Annotated in this window: 12 protein-coding genes; 9 read left to right on the plus strand and 3 right to left on the minus strand. The window is 63.0% G+C overall.

Annotated features, from left to right (window positions below):
* Positions 1 to 66: 66 nt before the first annotated feature.
* Entirely contained in the window at positions 67 to 489 is a 423-nt protein-coding gene (locus CQW49_RS13995) for a hypothetical protein (protein WP_003612105.1), read from the minus strand.
* Between the two features lie 283 nt (positions 490 to 772).
* Here CQW49_RS13995 and CQW49_RS14000 point away from each other — a divergent pair, with 283 nt between their 5' ends.
* The 5 genes from CQW49_RS14000 to CQW49_RS14020 all read left to right on the plus strand — a co-directional run bounded on the left by CQW49_RS14000 (position 773) and on the right by CQW49_RS14020 (position 11,141).
* On the plus strand, positions 773 to 1,969 hold the full coding sequence (locus tag CQW49_RS14000; RefSeq protein WP_099831794.1) for a DUF932 domain-containing protein: 1,197 nt from the start codon (positions 773 to 775) through the stop codon (positions 1,967 to 1,969).
* A gap of 170 nt (positions 1,970 to 2,139) precedes the next feature.
* Positions 2,140 to 4,251, plus strand: coding sequence for a ParB/RepB/Spo0J family partition protein (locus CQW49_RS14005; RefSeq protein WP_003612103.1), 2,112 nt, complete (start codon positions 2,140 to 2,142; stop codon positions 4,249 to 4,251).
* Positions 4,252 to 4,485: 234 nt separating this feature from the next.
* Entirely contained in the window at positions 4,486 to 8,811 is a 4,326-nt protein-coding gene (locus tag CQW49_RS14010) for a strawberry notch family protein (RefSeq protein WP_003612100.1), read from the plus strand.
* 1 nt (position 8,812) lies between these two features.
* Positions 8,813 to 9,874, plus strand: a complete 1,062-nt coding sequence (locus CQW49_RS14015; protein WP_003612097.1) for a DUF7146 domain-containing protein — start codon at positions 8,813 to 8,815, stop codon at positions 9,872 to 9,874.
* A gap of 328 nt (positions 9,875 to 10,202) precedes the next feature.
* Positions 10,203 to 11,141 (plus strand): DUF2493 domain-containing protein, encoded by a 939-nt coding sequence (locus tag CQW49_RS14020; protein ID WP_003612094.1) that lies wholly within the window; start codon positions 10,203 to 10,205, stop codon positions 11,139 to 11,141.
* A 91-nt stretch (positions 11,142 to 11,232) separates the two neighbouring features.
* Here CQW49_RS14020 and CQW49_RS14025 read toward each other — a convergent pair whose 3' ends face one another.
* On the minus strand, positions 11,233 to 11,391 hold the full coding sequence (locus CQW49_RS14025) for a hypothetical protein (RefSeq protein ID WP_003612092.1): 159 nt from the start codon (positions 11,389 to 11,391) through the stop codon (positions 11,233 to 11,235).
* Positions 11,392 to 11,728: 337 nt separating this feature from the next.
* On the opposite strand from CQW49_RS14025, the gene CQW49_RS25135 reads away from it, so the two are divergent.
* The 4 genes from CQW49_RS25135 to CQW49_RS24645 all read left to right on the plus strand — a co-directional run bounded on the left by CQW49_RS25135 (position 11,729) and on the right by CQW49_RS24645 (position 14,588).
* A complete protein-coding gene (locus CQW49_RS25135) occupies positions 11,729 to 11,902 on the plus strand; it encodes a hypothetical protein (RefSeq protein ID WP_003612090.1) in 174 nt (57 codons plus the stop codon).
* Positions 11,903 to 12,044: 142 nt separating this feature from the next.
* Complete coding sequence (locus CQW49_RS14030; RefSeq protein ID WP_003612088.1) at positions 12,045 to 12,485, plus strand: hypothetical protein; 441 nt, start codon at positions 12,045 to 12,047, stop codon at positions 12,483 to 12,485.
* 587 nt (positions 12,486 to 13,072) lie between these two features.
* A complete protein-coding gene (locus tag CQW49_RS14040) occupies positions 13,073 to 13,399 on the plus strand; it encodes a DUF736 domain-containing protein (RefSeq protein WP_003612087.1) in 327 nt (108 codons plus the stop codon).
* Positions 13,400 to 13,622: 223 nt separating this feature from the next.
* Positions 13,623 to 14,588 (plus strand): hypothetical protein, encoded by a 966-nt coding sequence (locus CQW49_RS24645; protein WP_003612085.1) that lies wholly within the window; start codon positions 13,623 to 13,625, stop codon positions 14,586 to 14,588.
* Between the two features lie 39 nt (positions 14,589 to 14,627).
* On the opposite strand, the gene CQW49_RS14045 is transcribed toward CQW49_RS24645, so the two are convergent.
* On the minus strand, positions 14,628 to 15,296 hold the full coding sequence (locus tag CQW49_RS14045; protein ID WP_003612082.1) for a DUF1353 domain-containing protein: 669 nt from the start codon (positions 15,294 to 15,296) through the stop codon (positions 14,628 to 14,630).
* Positions 15,297 to 15,326 lie beyond the last annotated feature (30 nt).

Here is a 15,326-nt window from a genome sequence, read left to right on the forward strand (position 1 = left end):
GTGCAAACAACCTCGGCTTCTGCCTCGAGCGAGCGCGAATCGCGTTGAAGCTTGGGACTATCGCTGTCACCGCCGATAGGGTCGGTTCTCGAGGCGCAGGTCCGAGAGGACGAGGATTGAGGTCACGAATCGTCCTGGAGGCTCCGTCGGCGCACACTTCGCTTTGCGCGGCGATTCGCCGGCGAGAATCTTCCTCGCCTTCGCGCGCTTCGCCGTCTCCATGCGTTTCACGCTGGCCCGCTTGGCCGTCTCGGTCACGGGCCTCCGTCCGATGGGCGCGGAGACCTCGTAGCGCGGCATCGTCTTGATAGCTCCCCATTTCGGATCCAGTGGCATGTAGCCGCTATATCGCTCGCCCTCTTTGCGCGGAGCGTGGCCCTCGATCGGCGTCGTGCACCTGGGAGTGTTGCCGACGATTTGCGCGACCCAGTTGAACCAGTGGCACCAGCCATGGTTCGGCTGGATGTCCTCGTTCTCGACGCCAATCACGCGAACCCATTCGGCAATCTTGTCGGCTTGCTTCTGGTTCTGCAGGCGGGCTTTTCCCTCCTCGCGTCTTTTCGCCGGATCGAAGAACAGCGGTCACGATCCCTTGCCGTCGACGAGGGGAAAGCCTTTCCCCAGGGCTGAGCATCTGCTCTCAGCCGACGCCAGCCCTCTTCTGAGAGCCGGCCGCCTCGCAATGGTACCCGAGGGCGAGAGTGCGGACTGTGTTCCGTGACGGTTCGAGGGCTGGAGGAGAGGCCTCCGGCACCCGTCATGGAGACATCCCATGACCCAGGTGGAAGTTCCAGACACGGCTCGCAATTACCGCAGTGGCTACAAGGTGGATGCGCATCGAGGCGACCGAAATGGGCGCGTGTCCTCCGAATGGTTCTCGCGGCCACCGGACGAGCGCTACCTATCCCTGTCGGACCTCTACACAGCGGTGCGCGACCGAACCGAGCGCAGCCGGACCCGGACTGTTGAGAGCGCGGCGATCCGAGTGGAGGCGAACCGCGACAACGCTGAGCGCCTGACGCTGACGCTGCCCGGCGCCGACGCGTCGGTCACGCCGACGCATTGGAGCTTCGGTCAGCTCGCGAGCCTGGTCGGCGCGCCAGCCGCCTACCTCCGCCAGCTCCCGGCGCCGCTCGCCGGCATTAATCTCCAATACGGTTTGACCTCGAATCGCGCGGAACAGGTCAAAACGTTGGAGATCGAAGACGGACGCGTCGAGCTGCGCGCCGTCACCGGCCCGGACTATGGCCGCATCTATGACCACGAACTTGTCGAGGCCGTGCAGCGGATCGCGGGAAACGGCACCGGCGATACGCGGTGGAAGGTGCCGGGCGTGCTCGACTGGTCGACAGGCGTCTACCATCCGCACGCCGATATCACGCAGGACACGACGACCCTGTATGCTTCGGACCGCGACGTTTTCCTCTTCCTTGTCGACGATCTCAATCCGATCGAAGCCGGTCGGCTGCCGGACGGCTCGCCCGATCTTTATTTCCGCGGCTTCTACTGCTGGAATTCCGAAGTCGGCGCAAAGACGCTGGGCATGGCGAGCTTCTATCTCCGCGCGGTATGTCAAAACAGGAATCTGTGGGGCGTCGAAGATTTCGAGGAGATCACCATCCGCCACTCAAAATACGCAGCCTCCCGCTTCGCGCATGAGGCAGCGCCGGCGCTGACGCGCTTCGCCGATTCTTCGCCCATGCCATTCGTGAACGGCATCAAGGCGGCGCGGGAAAAAATCGTCGCGCGCACCGACGAGGACCGCGACGAGTTTCTGCGACGGCGTGGCTTTTCCAAGAAGGAGACGGCGAAGATCATCGAGACCGTCTTGACCGAGGAAGGCCGAAAGCCGGAGAGCATTTTCGATTTCGTGCAGGGCATCACCGCCGTCGCGCGGAACAAAGCTCACCAGGACGCGCGTCTCGATCTGGAGGCGCGCGCCAAGAAGCTCCTCGATCGCGCAGCCTGAATTCCGGAAAGCCGAAGATACGGAAATCCGTGTCACCGGTTCCGCGCCTTTCCGCATCTGCTGATCATCGATTCCGCGGCGCCGTCCTCAAAGTGAGAGGGCGGCGCCGCGCTTCGTGACGGTTCAAGCCGAGAGAGAGGCTCTCGGCCACCGTCACGGAGCTTATCCCTATGGCTACCGCCGTTCAAAAGATCACCCTGTCGTCCTCGCGCGACATTCCTTTCAACAAGCTCGTCCTCTCGCAGGCCAATGTCCGGCGGGTGAAGGCCGGCGTCTCGATCGAGGAGCTCGCCGAAGACATTGCGCGGCGCACCCTGCTTCAGAGCCTGAGCGTCCGCCCCGTGCTCGACGCCGACGGCGCCGAGACCGGCATGTTCGAGATTCCCGCGGGCGGCCGCCGCTATCGGGCGCTCGAGCTTCTGGTCAAACAGAAGCGGCTCGCCAAAACGGCGCCCGTCCCCTGCGTCGTCCGGGATCCCGCGAGCGACATCCTCGCGGAAGACGACTCGCTTGCCGAGAACCTCCAGCGCGCGCCGCTGCATCCGCTCGATCAGTTCCGCGCCTTCCAAGCGATGCGCGCCAAGGGAAAGTCCGAGGAGGACATCGCTGCGGCCTTCTTCATCGGCGTCAATGTCGTGAAGCAGCGCCTGCGGCTGACCACCGTGTCGGAGAAGCTCCTCGACATCTATGCCGAAGACGGAATGTCGCTGGAGCAGTTGATGGCCTTCACTGTCTCGTCGGACCATGCTCGCCAGGAGCAGGTCTGGGCGACGCTGGAAAAGTCGTGGTCGAAAGAACCTTATCATATCCGGCGCATGCTGACGGAAAAAGCCGTGCGCGCCGCCGATCGACGAGCCGTCTTCGTCGGCCTCGACGCCTATGAAGCCGCGGGCGGACTGGTCATGCGCGACCTGTTTCAGCACGACGACGGCGGCTGGCTGGAAAATGTCGCGCTGCTCGACAGCCTCGTAATAGAGAAGTTGAAGGCAGCGGCCGAAGCGGTCGCCGCCGAGGGCTGGAAATGGATCGAGGTCGCGGTCTCGTTTCCGTTCGGACATACGAATGGGCTGAGAGAGCTCGTCGGCGCGTCCACCGAGTTGACCGACGACGAACAGGCGACGATCGATTCGCTCGAGGCCGAACATGAGAGCCTGGAGACCGAATATGAAAAAGTCGATGAACTGCCGGAGGATGTCGACCGGCGCCTGGGCGAGATCGAAACGGCGCTCGCCGAGCTGCAAAATCGACCGCGGAGCTTCGACCCGGCCGACGTCGCGCGCGCTGGAGCATTCGTCAGCATCGACGCCGATGGCCTTCTATCTGTCGATCGCGGCTATGTGCGGCCCGAGGACGAGCCGCCCGCTCATGAGAAAAGCACGAACGATGACGCGGGCGCAGACGAGTTCTCACCGGCCATTGCTCCTGCGACGCAGCAGGCCGTAATCACCGTCGAAGGCCGCCCGCTCGAATCGGAAGAAGATGAAACCGACACGCTCGCGCCATTACCCGAGCGGCTGATGATCGAGCTGACCGCGCACAGAACATTGGCGCTGCAGAACGCCGTCGCGAACAATCCGCGTGTCGGCATGACGGCGCTCCTGCATAAGTTCGTCGCCGACAGCTTCCATTATGCGTCAATTTCGACGTCCGGCTTGGAAATTTCCTTGCGGCAGATCGCCTTTCCGATCCAGCCCACGGATCTGAAGAACAGCGCCAGCTCACAGGCGATTGCGGAGCGGCAGGACGCGTGGAAATCGAGCATTCCCAGGGACGATCAGGAGCTCTGGGATTGGCTCATCGGCCTCGACGACACGCGTCGCCTGGCGCTGCTCGCGCATTGCGTCAGCCATGGCGTCAACGCCCTCCATCAGAAGACGGACCGCTATGGCGGCGGCGCAGTCACAGCGCATTCGGTGCAGCAGCGTCTGAAGAATGCCGACCGGCTCGCTCGAGCAGTCGGCTTGAACATGGTCGACGCCGGCTGGAAGCCGACCGTCGACAATTATCTCGGTCGCGTACCGAAGCGACGAATCCTGGACGCCGTCCGCGAGGCCAAGGGCGAACGGGCCGTCCAGCTCATCGAACATTTGAAAAAGGGCGAGATGGCGGTCGAAGCCGAACGCTTGCTCGTCGACTCCGGCTGGCTGCCGGAGCCTTTGCGGCTCGACGACGTCGGACTGGCTGATATCGAAGCGGACGAAGCAGCCGACGAATCCGAAGAGCTGCCTGAATTTCTCTCGGACGATGACGCAAACGAGAGTGTCGATTCCAATTGCGGCTGAATGATCGTTCGGCGGAGCGCTGCAAAGGGCTCCGCCATTTTTCATGCCGGCGATCGAGAGCTCCATCGTCAAGCGCTCGAGACCCCGCCATCACGCGATGCCCGATGAGCCGCTCGTACGCGGCCCGTTGGAGACGCCGGGAGAGGAAGAGTCCGGCCGGAAGGGAGGCGAGCCGGTGGGTCCGAGAGAGAGCGCCAGCCGGCTCGTCGCTTCCGCTCTCCCGAGACCTCTTCCATGTCCAAAATGTCTGCACCTGTGGCCGCCGACGCGGCTGCGTCGACGCTCGCCTGTCACGCTTCTGCCGGCTCCGCGATCGCCGACGCGGCTCGCCGTCTTCTTCCTCATCTCGAAAACGGCCGACGCGTCGACGCCGCAATCCTGCGCACGGCGATGGAGTCAGCTTTCGGCGCGTCGGACGCCTCCGGCGCCTGGGACTGGAAAATGGGCTATGACGCCTGCGAGGCGGCGACGGTTCTGTTCCTGCGCAAATACGGAAAGGCGCTTTTCCGCAAAGCCGGCTCTCCGGCTGCCGCACTTCCGATGCTGTCGAAAATCGCGGGCCTTTTGCCGACGCATACGCGCCGATCGGAGGAAAGCGAAACCTTTCAGCAATTCTCGACGCCGATCCCGCTCGGCCTCGCGGTTCTTGCCGCAGCGGCGATTTCGCCCGCCGACCGCGTTCTCGAACCGTCGGCGGGCACGGGACTGCTCGCCGCTCTCGCCGGGATGGCCGGCGCATCCCTCTTTCTCAACGAGTTCGCCGAGACCCGCGCGGACATTCTTTCGCTTCTTTTTCCCTCCGTCCCGGTCACCCGCTTCGACGCGGCGCAGATCGACGACCATCTCGACCCGGCGATCGTTCCTTCCGTCGTGCTGATGAACCCGCCATTTTCGGCCGTGGCAAATGTCTCTGGCCGAATGGCGGACTCCGCCTATCGACACATCGCCTCCGCGCTGGCGCGATTGGCCGACGGCGGGCGCCTCGTCGCGATCACGGGCGCGAGCTTCGCGCCCGACGCGCCGGCTTGGCGAGACGCCTTCATCGGCCTTCAGCGGCGCGGCCGCGTCGTGTTTTCCGCCGTGATAGACGGCGCCGTCTACGCCAAGCATGGCACATCAATCGAGACGCGGCTGACGATCATCGACAAGCTGCCGGCGGAGGACCCGACCTTCTTTCCGGCGTCGCCCGGCATGGCACCCGATGTCGCGACACTCCTCGCCTGGATCGGCGAACTGGCGCCACCGCGCTTGCCGGTGGCCTTTCTGTCCGAGCCGGTCGGCAGTCCGCGGCCACGCACGGCGCCGACGGCATCCACTCGAAGCGCGCCGGTTCGCCGAGAGACGCCCGCCAGCGCGCCCGAGGGCGCCGCGCTCACCTATGAGATCGTCGATTGGACGCCGCCGGAAGGCGCACGCCTGACGGATGCGATCTATGAAGAATACGGATTGCAGTCGATCCGTATTCCCGGCTCTCAGGCGCATCCCACCACGCTAGTGCAATCCGTCGCCATGGCCTCGGTCGCGCCGCCGAAACCGAGCTATCGGCCGCGCTTGCCGGCGAACGTCATCTCCGACGGCCTTCTCTCCGACGCTCAGCTCGAAACAGTGATCTACGCCGGGGAAGCCCATTCGGCGTTTCTCGCCGGCTCATGGACGCTCGACGAGACCTTCGACGTCGTCACCGCCGCGCGTGACGACGCCGAGAACGCCGTTCGCTTCCGCCGCGGCTTCATGCTGGGCGACGGAACCGGCGCCGGCAAAGGCCGCCAAGCGGCAGGCATCATTCTCGACAATTGGATGCAGGGCCGCCGCATGGCGGTGTGGATCTCCAAATCCGACAAGCTTTTCGAAGATGCGCAGCGCGACTGGTCGGCCCTCGGCATGGAGCGGCTGCTCGTCACGCCGCTCTCGCGCTTTCCCCAGGGTAAGCCGATCTCGCTGCAGGAAGGTATCCTATTTTTGACCTACGCTACGCTGCGGTCCGACGAGCGCGGCGAGAAGTCTTCCCGCGTGCGGCAGATCGTCGAATGGTTGGGCCCCGATTTCGACGGGGTGATCATCTTCGACGAGAGCCACGCCATGCAGAACGCCGCCGGCGGCAAGGGCGAGCGCGGCGACCAGGCCGCGTCGCAGCAGGGCCGCGCAGGACTTCGTCTCCAGCACGCTTTGCCGAATGCCCGCATCGTCTATGTCTCGGCGACGGGCGCCACCACGGTCCATAATCTCGCCTACGCCCAGCGCCTCGGCCTCTGGGGCGGCGAGGATTTTCCCTTCGCGACGCGCGCAGAATTCGTGGAGGCGATCGAAGCCGGCGGCGTCGCGGCGATGGAGGTGCTCGCCCGCGATCTTCGCGCCCTCGGCCTCTATACGGCGCGCTCGCTCAGTTATGAGGGCGTCGAATATGAGCTGGTCGAGCATCGGCTGACGGCGGAGCAAAGCCGTATCTACGATTCTTACGCTGAAGCCTTCGCCGTCATCCACAATAATCTCGACGCCGCCATGCAGGCGGCAAATATCACCGGGCCGAACGGCACGCTCAACCGGCAGGCCAAGGCCGCCGCGCGATCGGCGTTCGAATCCGCCAAGCAGCGCTTCTTCGGCCATTTGCTGACGAGCATGAAGACGCCGACGCTGATCCGCTCGATCGAGCGCGATATGGAGGAAGGTCACGCCGCGGTCGTCCAGATCGTCTCGACAGGCGAGGCTTTAATGGAGCGTCGCCTCTCGGAGATTCCGACCGAGGAATGGAACGACGTCCAGGTCGACATCACGCCGCGGGAATATGTGCTCGACTATCTCGCCCATTCCTTCCCGGTGCAGCTCTATGAGCCGTTCACCGACAGCGAGGGCAATCTGTCGTCGCGACCCGTGTTTCGCGACGGCCAGCCGGTCGAGAGTCGCGAAGCTGTTGCTCGCCGCACTGCGCTGATCGAAAAGCTCGCCTCCTTATCGCCGGTTCCCGGCGCGCTCGACCAGATCGTCCAGCGCTTCGGGACCGACATGGTCGCCGAGGTGACGGGGCGCTCGCGGCGAATTGTACGAAAAGGCGAGCGCCTCGCCGTCGAAAGCCGCGCCGGTTCGGCCAATCTCGCCGAGACCGCCGCCTTCATGGACGATCAGAAGTGCATCCTCGTCTTTTCCGACGCCGGCGGCACCGGGCGTAGCTACCATGCGGAACTCTCCGCCCGAAACCGGCGGCTTCGCGTCCATTATCTGCTCGAGCCGGGGTGGAAGGCCGACACGGCGATCCAGGGCCTCGGTCGCACCAATCGCACCAATCAGGCGCAGCCGCCGCTCTTCCGGCCGATCGCGACCGATGTGAAGGCGGAGAAGCGCTTTCTCTCGACCATCGCGCGCAGGCTCGACACGCTCGGCGCGATCACGCGCGGGCAGCGTCAGACGGGCGGCCAGGGCTTGTTCCGCCCGGAGGACAATTTGGAGAGCCATTACGCCCGTGACGCCCTGCGCCAGCTCTATCTGCTGCTCGTCCGCGGCAAGATCGAGGGCTGCTCCCTGCAGAGCTTCGAAGAGGCGACGGGATTGTCGCTGACGGATTCCAATGGGATCAAAGACGAACTGCCGCCGATCACCACCTTCCTCAACCGACTGCTGGCGCTGACCATCCAGCTCCAGGGCGTGCTGTTCACAGCCTTCGAGCAATTGCTGAACACCAAGGTCGAAGGCGCCATCGCTGCCGGCGTCTATGACGTCGGACTCGAGACGCTGCGGGCCGAGAGTTTCCTCGTCACCGATCGCCGGACCATTTACGTCCATCCCGGCACAGGCGCGGAGACACGCCTCCTGACGATCATGCAGCGCGAGCGCAATCATCCCCTGACGCTCGACCGGGGGCTCGAACTTCTCGCCGATCGGCGCGCCACGCCGCTCGTCAACGAGCGTTCCGGACGAGCGGCAATCCAACTGCCTGCGCCGTCGCTGATGCTCGATGATGGCGAGATCGAAAAGCGCGTGCGCCTGATCCGACCGATGGAGCAGCATTATGCGTCTTTGAAGATGATGGAGGAAAGCCACTGGATCGAGGCCGACCGGCACGCTTTCGCCGCTGCATGGAGCACCGAGGTCGCCGCCGTTCCGGAATTTTCCGACAGCACGATTCACATCGTCGCGGGCCTGCTGCTGCCGATCTGGAAACGGCTGCCGAAGGATTCGACGCGGGTCTATCGCCTCCAGACCGATGACGGCGAGCGCATCATCGGCCGCCGGGTCACGGCCGCCTGGGTCGCCGGAGCTCTCGCGAACGGCGCCGCCGAACTGTCGGCGGAGGACGCATTCGCTGCTCTGACGGATGGCCGCGCCATCCTCCACCTTGCCGAAGATCTCCAGCTTCGCCGCGTCCGCGTCATGGGCGCGCACCGCATCGAGCTGTCGGGGTTCACCGACGCCATGCGCGAGCGTCTCTCCGCCTATGGGCTATTCCACGAGATCATCTCCTGGAAGCTGCGCATGTTCGTGCCGGTCGACGCGAGCGGCCCGGCGATCCTCGCGAAGCTGATGGAGCGCTATCCGCTCCAGCGCGTCAGCGAAAGGGAGGCAGCGTGACATGGTCCGTCCCGACGCCTTCGATCTCGCGCAGCGTCTCGGCCGTCAGGCCGAGGCGGTGTGCCGTCATTATCTTCACAATGGTCATCGCGAAGGCCGCTATTGGCGGGTCGGCGATGTTCGGAACACGCCGGGCCGCTCCATGTTCGTCCGGCTGATCGGGACGAAGGGTGGCAAGGGCGCCGCAGGCAAATGGACCGACGCCGCGACCGGCGAGCACGGTGATCTGCTCGACGTCATCCGGGAGAGTTGCGGCTTCGCCGAATTCAAGGAAACTGTGGACGAGGCGCACTCGTTCCTGAGACTGTCGCGCCCTGAGCCCGAGCCGATGACGAAGAGGACGAGATCACGTTCGACACCTTCCGACACGCGGGAGTCGGCGAGACGGCTCTTCGCAATATCGCAGCCGATTTCCGGGACTCTCGCAAAAGCGTATCTGCGCAATCGCGGCATTACGGCTTTGCACGAAACCGCGTCGCTCCGCTTTCATCCACAATGCTATCACCGACCGGACGAGCATTCCCCGACCGAGATCTGGCCGGCAATGATCGCCGCCGTCACGGACCTCGACGGGCGCCTGACCGGTGTGCATCGCACCTGGCTCGATCCTCGTGGCTTCTCTGAGACGACGCTCGGAAAGGCGCCGATCGAAACGCCGAGACGGGCGATGGGCGATCTCAACGGCCATGCGGTCCGCTTCGGCGTGGCAGGCGAGGTCATGGCGGCGGGCGAAGGCGTCGAAACCATTCTGTCGCTGCGATCGACGCTTCCGACCATGCCGATGGCCGCGGCTCTGTCGGCGGCGCATCTCTCCGCCATCCTTTTCTCCGATACGTTGCGCCGACTCTATATCGCGCGCGACGACGATCCGGCCGGAGACGGCGCGGTGACGACATTGATCGACCGGGCGCAGCAGCTGGGGATCGAGGCGATCGTGCTGTCTCCGGCGCTCGGCGACTTCAATGAAGACCTGCGGCTGCTCGGGCTCGATGCGCTCCGAGCGGCCATACGGGTGCAGATCTCCCCTCAGGACGTCGCACGCTTCATGGAGCTGGCGGCATAGGCTCGGGCTGAAGGGCGGACGCTCGTCGCCGGCGGATTCACGTCACGATGATGATGAGGCTTCCTGAATTGTCGGAGAGGTCCGCCCCCACGGCCTTCTTCAGAGGGCGATCGATCGGCGGGCGGCTCGGATCGGCAACGGCTGCGGCCGGCTATTTTCCGGCGCGCCCTGCGGCCGCTTTCCATCGCGAGACAAAATAGCCGGCCTCCGCCGTCCTCCGCTGCGCTCCGGCCCTCTGCTTCGCTGCGGGTGCAGGTCCGCTCCGCCCGCCGCTTTCGTCGCCATGAAGGCCGCGATGGGCGCGGTCGATCCGACGAAAGGAAGCGCCATGATCACCGATCGCGACGATGACCGCCAGGAGCCGCCGCACGCGTCATCCCCCACCGACCATATCCTCCAGGAACTCCAGCTCTATGGCTATCGCCCCTTTCAGGACGAGCCCGATCCGAGGCCATTGCCGGAAGGGCGCATCGTCTCGGGAGCCGTCGCCGACATCTTCGACGCGCTGATCGCGGCATTGCAGGACACCCGCCTCGAACCGGATCTCGGCGACTTGCTCTGGTCGACCGTCAATCTCTTTCACCGCGCCGTGGAGCGGATCGAGCGCGAGCTCGATGATAATGAGCAGGCGCAACGCCGATCGCAGCGTGAGCAGGATGGCGGAGAGGTGAAATCCGTCGAGCTAGAGCGCCTCACGGCCGAAGGTCAGACACTCCTCGAGCGCCGGGACGCTTTCGAGCTGATGCGCGATCAGGCCGCCGAGCATTACGAGCGCCACACCGGATCGTCCTGGCGACCGCGCGGCGGATCGATGGTCAATCACCGCAATCTCACCTCGGCGATGATCGACAGCCGGGACTTCCTCGCAGCGAAGAAACGCTCCGAGAACGAGGTGCTGTTGCCTCCCGGTCCAAAGATCACCGTCACCGGAGGCCTCGACTTCAACGACCATCGCCTGATCTGGGCGAAGCTCGATCAGGTCCGCGCCAAGCATCCGGACATGGTGCTGCTGCATGGCGGCAGTCCGAAAGGCGCCGAACGAATCGCCGCCCGTTGGGCCGATCATCGCAAGGTTCCGCAGATCGCCTTCAAGCCAGACTGGACCAAGCACGCGAAGGCCGCGCCCTTCAAGCGCAACGACGCAATGCTGGAAATCCTGCCGATCGGCGTCATCGTCTTTCCCGGAACCGGCATCCAGGAGAACCTCGCCGACAAGGCTCGCAAGCTCGGCATTCCGGTTTGGCGTTTCGGAGCAGGCGGCGCGTGAGCGCCGCCGACCATCAGAGCCGGAAATGCGCCGAAACGCAAAACCGTATCGCCGCCTTTCCGTAAAGCCTTGTTTCAGTCGGGCCCGCCGATCACGGCGATCCTCGCCGCGACGCGTCATACGCCAATTCCGTATCGTGCTCGATGATCTCGTCGAGCAGCGCCTTCATGTCTCTCAGATCGGAGCCGGACTGAAACGGCCCCGGCTGCCCCTCGATCGCCAGCGCCGCGATGGCGAGCGCCTTCTTCACGAGATGGAGATCTCGTCCCGTCCGCCATGCCGACCTCCCGAGCCGTTCGCTCCACAGATGCACTGTGGTCGGCCGACAATAGACGAGGTTCGCGCGATCCGCGACCGGGCTTCATGATTTCGAAGCAATCGACTCCTGTCGGCGAGCGCCACACCGCTCTGATCGGCGCTGATCCTCTATCCGACCGATGGCCTGACGCCATCAACCCACGAGGGGTCGGCTACGCGAGCGTGCCGCCGCTTCGGTTTCACCTGCGCGGTGATCGCGGCCATCGGCCGGACACATCGGGCGCCTGTCGCGCGGGGATGCCCCCCCGCCTCAGCACAGGAGCCGATCGATGTCTCGAAACCTCACATTCGCCCACGCTCGCGGTTGGGATCTCGCCAACACCCTCATGATCTGCGTCGTCGTCTTCCATGACGGCGCCGGAGACTATGGCGTCATGCCGTCGACCGAATACGACGGCGACCTGGACGCAATTGCTTACGAATTCGATCCCTTCCAATCATGAAGGAATTTGCGACCATGAGCGGCGAAAATCCCGCGGGGATTTTCGCTCGCCCTGTCTCATTTTTCCGGCTAGACTCGCCGCTGCGCCGTGGTGGTGGTGGAAGGCGCGCTCGTCAGACCTTTGTCTCACGGAGACCACCGCCATGATCATCTTCGGACCTCTGCTCGTCATCACTGGCATCGGCTTTTTCTGCTGGCTGCTGTTCACGCTCGCCGTGTTCGCGCTCCCCTTTTACGCCGGCCTGACCGTCGGCAGCTGGGCTTTTCACACGGGCGCCGGCTGGCTCGGCGGCGCAATCGTTGGCGTCATCGCCGCTGGCGTGACATTCGGCGTCGGGCAACTGGCCCTCGCTTTCGTTCCCTGGACCTGGCTCCGGCTCGCCATCGTAATCGTCTATGCTGCGCCGGCGACGGTCGCCGGCTATTACGCCACGCACGGAATTGCCCAGATGGCTATGCCGTCTGCGACATGGCAGATGATTTTCTCGCTCGTCGGCGCAGCCGCAGTCGGCATCACCGCTTTTATCCGCATCACTGGAGCCACCCCGCCGGGACGGGAAGAAACGCGTCTCGCGCGGGCCTGACGCCGTTGCAGCTGCTCCTATGGGAGCATGTCGATCTGCATCTCTCCGAGTTCAGCGTCGTGACACGGCGGTAATGATGGCGGCAAGTTCGAATCGTCGTGGCGAGGCGGCCGAATTTGTGATGCTCATCGGAGCTATCCTTTGCAAGAGCGACCTCATTGCCGTCCGACAATCAGCGGGGCGGGAGGCATTTCGATATGCGGGTCGAACGCGCCGACGAAACTTTGTAGCCGGACAGAGGATTGTCATCATCATCGGCACTCGTCGCCGGATCCTTGCGGTCGTACGCCGTCGCTGAACTCTCCCGATACCCGTCAGGCCGAGCGCTCCATAGCGGCCTCTTTGATGGGCGGATCTGGCCGAAGGCCGGCTGCGCCTCGATCGCCTATGCGGCAATGGCGCCGATCGACTTTCTTCCCCTGACCGGCTGCGCCGTCATTCCTCGCGAAACAACAAAGTCGCTCTCGCGCCATCCTCCGCTGACGCTGCGGTCGCGAGCGATGCCGCGCCGATCGCCTCCGGCCCTTCGATCCCCATCGAGGCCGCAATGGCGCGGGCTCGGAACTTCAGATCGAGGAGAATTTAAAATGGCGACCATCGGCACCTTCAAGAAGACCGGCAACAACGAGTTCACCGGCGAAATCGTCACCCTTTCCGTCCAGGCCAAGAACGTTCGCATCATTCCCGAAACCAGCCGCTCCGGCGAGAATGCGCCCAGCCACCGCGTGTATGTCGGCAGAGTGGAGATCGGAGCCGCCTGGTCCAAGCGCTCCAATGAGGGACGCGACTATCTCGGCCTCAAGCTCGACGATCCGAGCTTCAACGCCCCGATCTTCGCGAACCTGTTCGACGACGAGGGCGGCGAAGGGTATAGCCTCATCTGGTCCCGCCCGAGCCGCCGCAACGGCGACTGATCGATATCGCGCCCCGCCTTCCCGGCGGGGCGCGTATCGGATTGCCGAATGGCAGCTTTCGTGGTTAGAATGAGGCCTCGACTGACTGGTCATATCTCGCTGGATCAAGATTTCGTACCGCTCTTCGTGCGCTTAAGGAGCCGGTGATGACGCCACGTTTGTCAAATCTAGTTGCGTTTAGTTTTTTTGTATCTGTCTAAGCTCGCCGCAAGGAGTTTCTCAAGTGCGGGAATACACGCTTGGAGCAACTCTCGACAGATATGTTTGCTATGACAAACTTGCACAGCTAAAGGCATTAGCCTCAAAAGGACCCGTGCAACCGTTGGAGGCCGGGGTGGAACACTTCTTTACTCGTGCGAGGCTGATCAGACTATCATTCCGGGATGTGTTAAGTGAAGTTCAACAGAAGATCATCGACCATTTGGTGGCCAGCCTCAGACTGTGGTATTTGGCGTGCGCAAGTTGCCCACCTCAAACGGCAGCCATCATCAGCGTTGGTGACGATTTTTGGGTAATTGGCAGTTTCGTTGCTGCGCTTGACCAAGCTGACTCGCTTGCTCCGCAGCCACCGTTTCAAATCCCTGTCGTAGGCGCTCGGGTCGGCTCGACACTCAACGAGTTACTCCGAGTTAAGCGCCTTGCCGATACAGGACCAGGACGGCGCCGACGCGATGGCATGCAGCTTAGCGACTATGTCCGCGTTAAAAAGAGCGACGCCGCCGTCAAAAGACTTTGTGCCGAAGAGCCGGGCGCGATCGACACTAGGTTGGCGGCCGCTTGGCAAGGCCTATGTTCCGCAAACCCTACGGCTTCGCAGTATGAGCTGGAGATCGTTAAAGACGGGGGTGAATGTCGTTCCGAAAATGTTGTCGCTTGCGGGTTGCCGAGACGAGGCATTCAACTGAATGCCGGAATGTACCGTTTTTTTGACTACCGCGATAAATCTGTAATTTTGGGCGATGGGCCTCAGGCTATCGATCTGCTCCGCGTCACTCTTCATGAGACCGGCCATTGGATCGGATTGCGGGATAGTGACACCGGCAACAAAGAGATTATGACCGGCACCTACGCTACCGGAAACTGCTTGGGCAACGGAGACGTGGATGCACTTGCAGGTCTCCAAATCAGCGGCGACCAGCCGGGTTCGCCAAGAGGATTGCTGTTTCCTTCCGGTCCAGGCGCGAAATAGATCACGAAGCAATGCGGTCACCTTACAAGAGCGGCAGCGCTAACGCTGACCGAAAACGCCCGGCCTCTTTCTCCAGGTCTCCCAACTGATTAATCGGTCACTCGGAAATTCAACCAGCACGCGGGCCTCTCCCGCCTCTCTTGCCTTCCTATTATGCTCCCACGGAGAGGCTCCGAACGTCCTAACAGCTGCGTAGAAACTAACCGCGCTAACGGGGTCCACCTTCGCATCTTCCATGGCAGCCTTTAAGACACTGTCAGCTTCTTCGCGCGGAACTGTCTGCGTCCAATAGAGATAGTCGTGAGCTATTGCCGCATAGGCATAGCGTCCCGTTTTTGGAAAGATGGACCAAAGGACCGCCGGAACGCTCGCCAAATCAGTAACAAAACCCTTTGGAACCTCAACCGCAGAGAAGTTCTGCCCTTGGTTTGGAATCCATTCCAGATTGTCTTCAAGGAAGTAATAGTCCCAGTCAATGAATGGCGTGACTTTGGGGATTTTGACAAATAAGGGCGCTTTGCCTGTTTCCTTGACCGCGCGAGCCAAATCTCTATCAATTTTTTCGTTGTGGCCGTTAATGTCAGCAATAGCGGCTCTCATGAAATCCGATTTCTTGGATTGTTGGGCAGCTGCGGGCGTGGTACGCGGAAAAGTGAAACTTGCTCCGGCAAGTAATACATCGCGCCGACTTATCGATTTATACTGCACAGCGATCTCCTAAGCTTCATGTACGAGCAT

It is taken from the genome of Methylosinus trichosporium OB3b, assembly GCF_002752655.1.
GTDB classification, from domain to species: Bacteria; Pseudomonadota; Alphaproteobacteria; order Rhizobiales; family Beijerinckiaceae; genus Methylosinus; species Methylosinus trichosporium.

Bases quoted from the DNA above. Each gene is read 5' to 3' on its own strand.
- CQW49_RS14000 (WP_099831794.1), top strand. From the start codon at position 773: ATGACCCAGGTGGAAGTTCCAGACACGGCTCGCAATTACCGCAGTGGC.
- CQW49_RS14005 (WP_003612103.1), top strand. From the start codon at position 2,140: ATGGCTACCGCCGTTCAAAAGATCACCCTGTCGTCCTCGCGCGACATT.
- CQW49_RS14010 (WP_003612100.1), top strand. From the start codon at position 4,486: ATGTCCAAAATGTCTGCACCTGTGGCCGCCGACGCGGCTGCGTCGACG.
- CQW49_RS14015 (WP_003612097.1), top strand. From the start codon at position 8,813: ATGGTCCGTCCCGACGCCTTCGATCTCGCGCAGCGTCTCGGCCGTCAG.
- CQW49_RS14020 (WP_003612094.1), top strand. From the start codon at position 10,203: ATGATCACCGATCGCGACGATGACCGCCAGGAGCCGCCGCACGCGTCA.
- CQW49_RS25135 (WP_003612090.1), top strand. From the start codon at position 11,729: ATGTCTCGAAACCTCACATTCGCCCACGCTCGCGGTTGGGATCTCGCC.
- CQW49_RS14030 (WP_003612088.1), top strand. From the start codon at position 12,045: ATGATCATCTTCGGACCTCTGCTCGTCATCACTGGCATCGGCTTTTTC.
- CQW49_RS14040 (WP_003612087.1), top strand. From the start codon at position 13,073: ATGGCGACCATCGGCACCTTCAAGAAGACCGGCAACAACGAGTTCACC.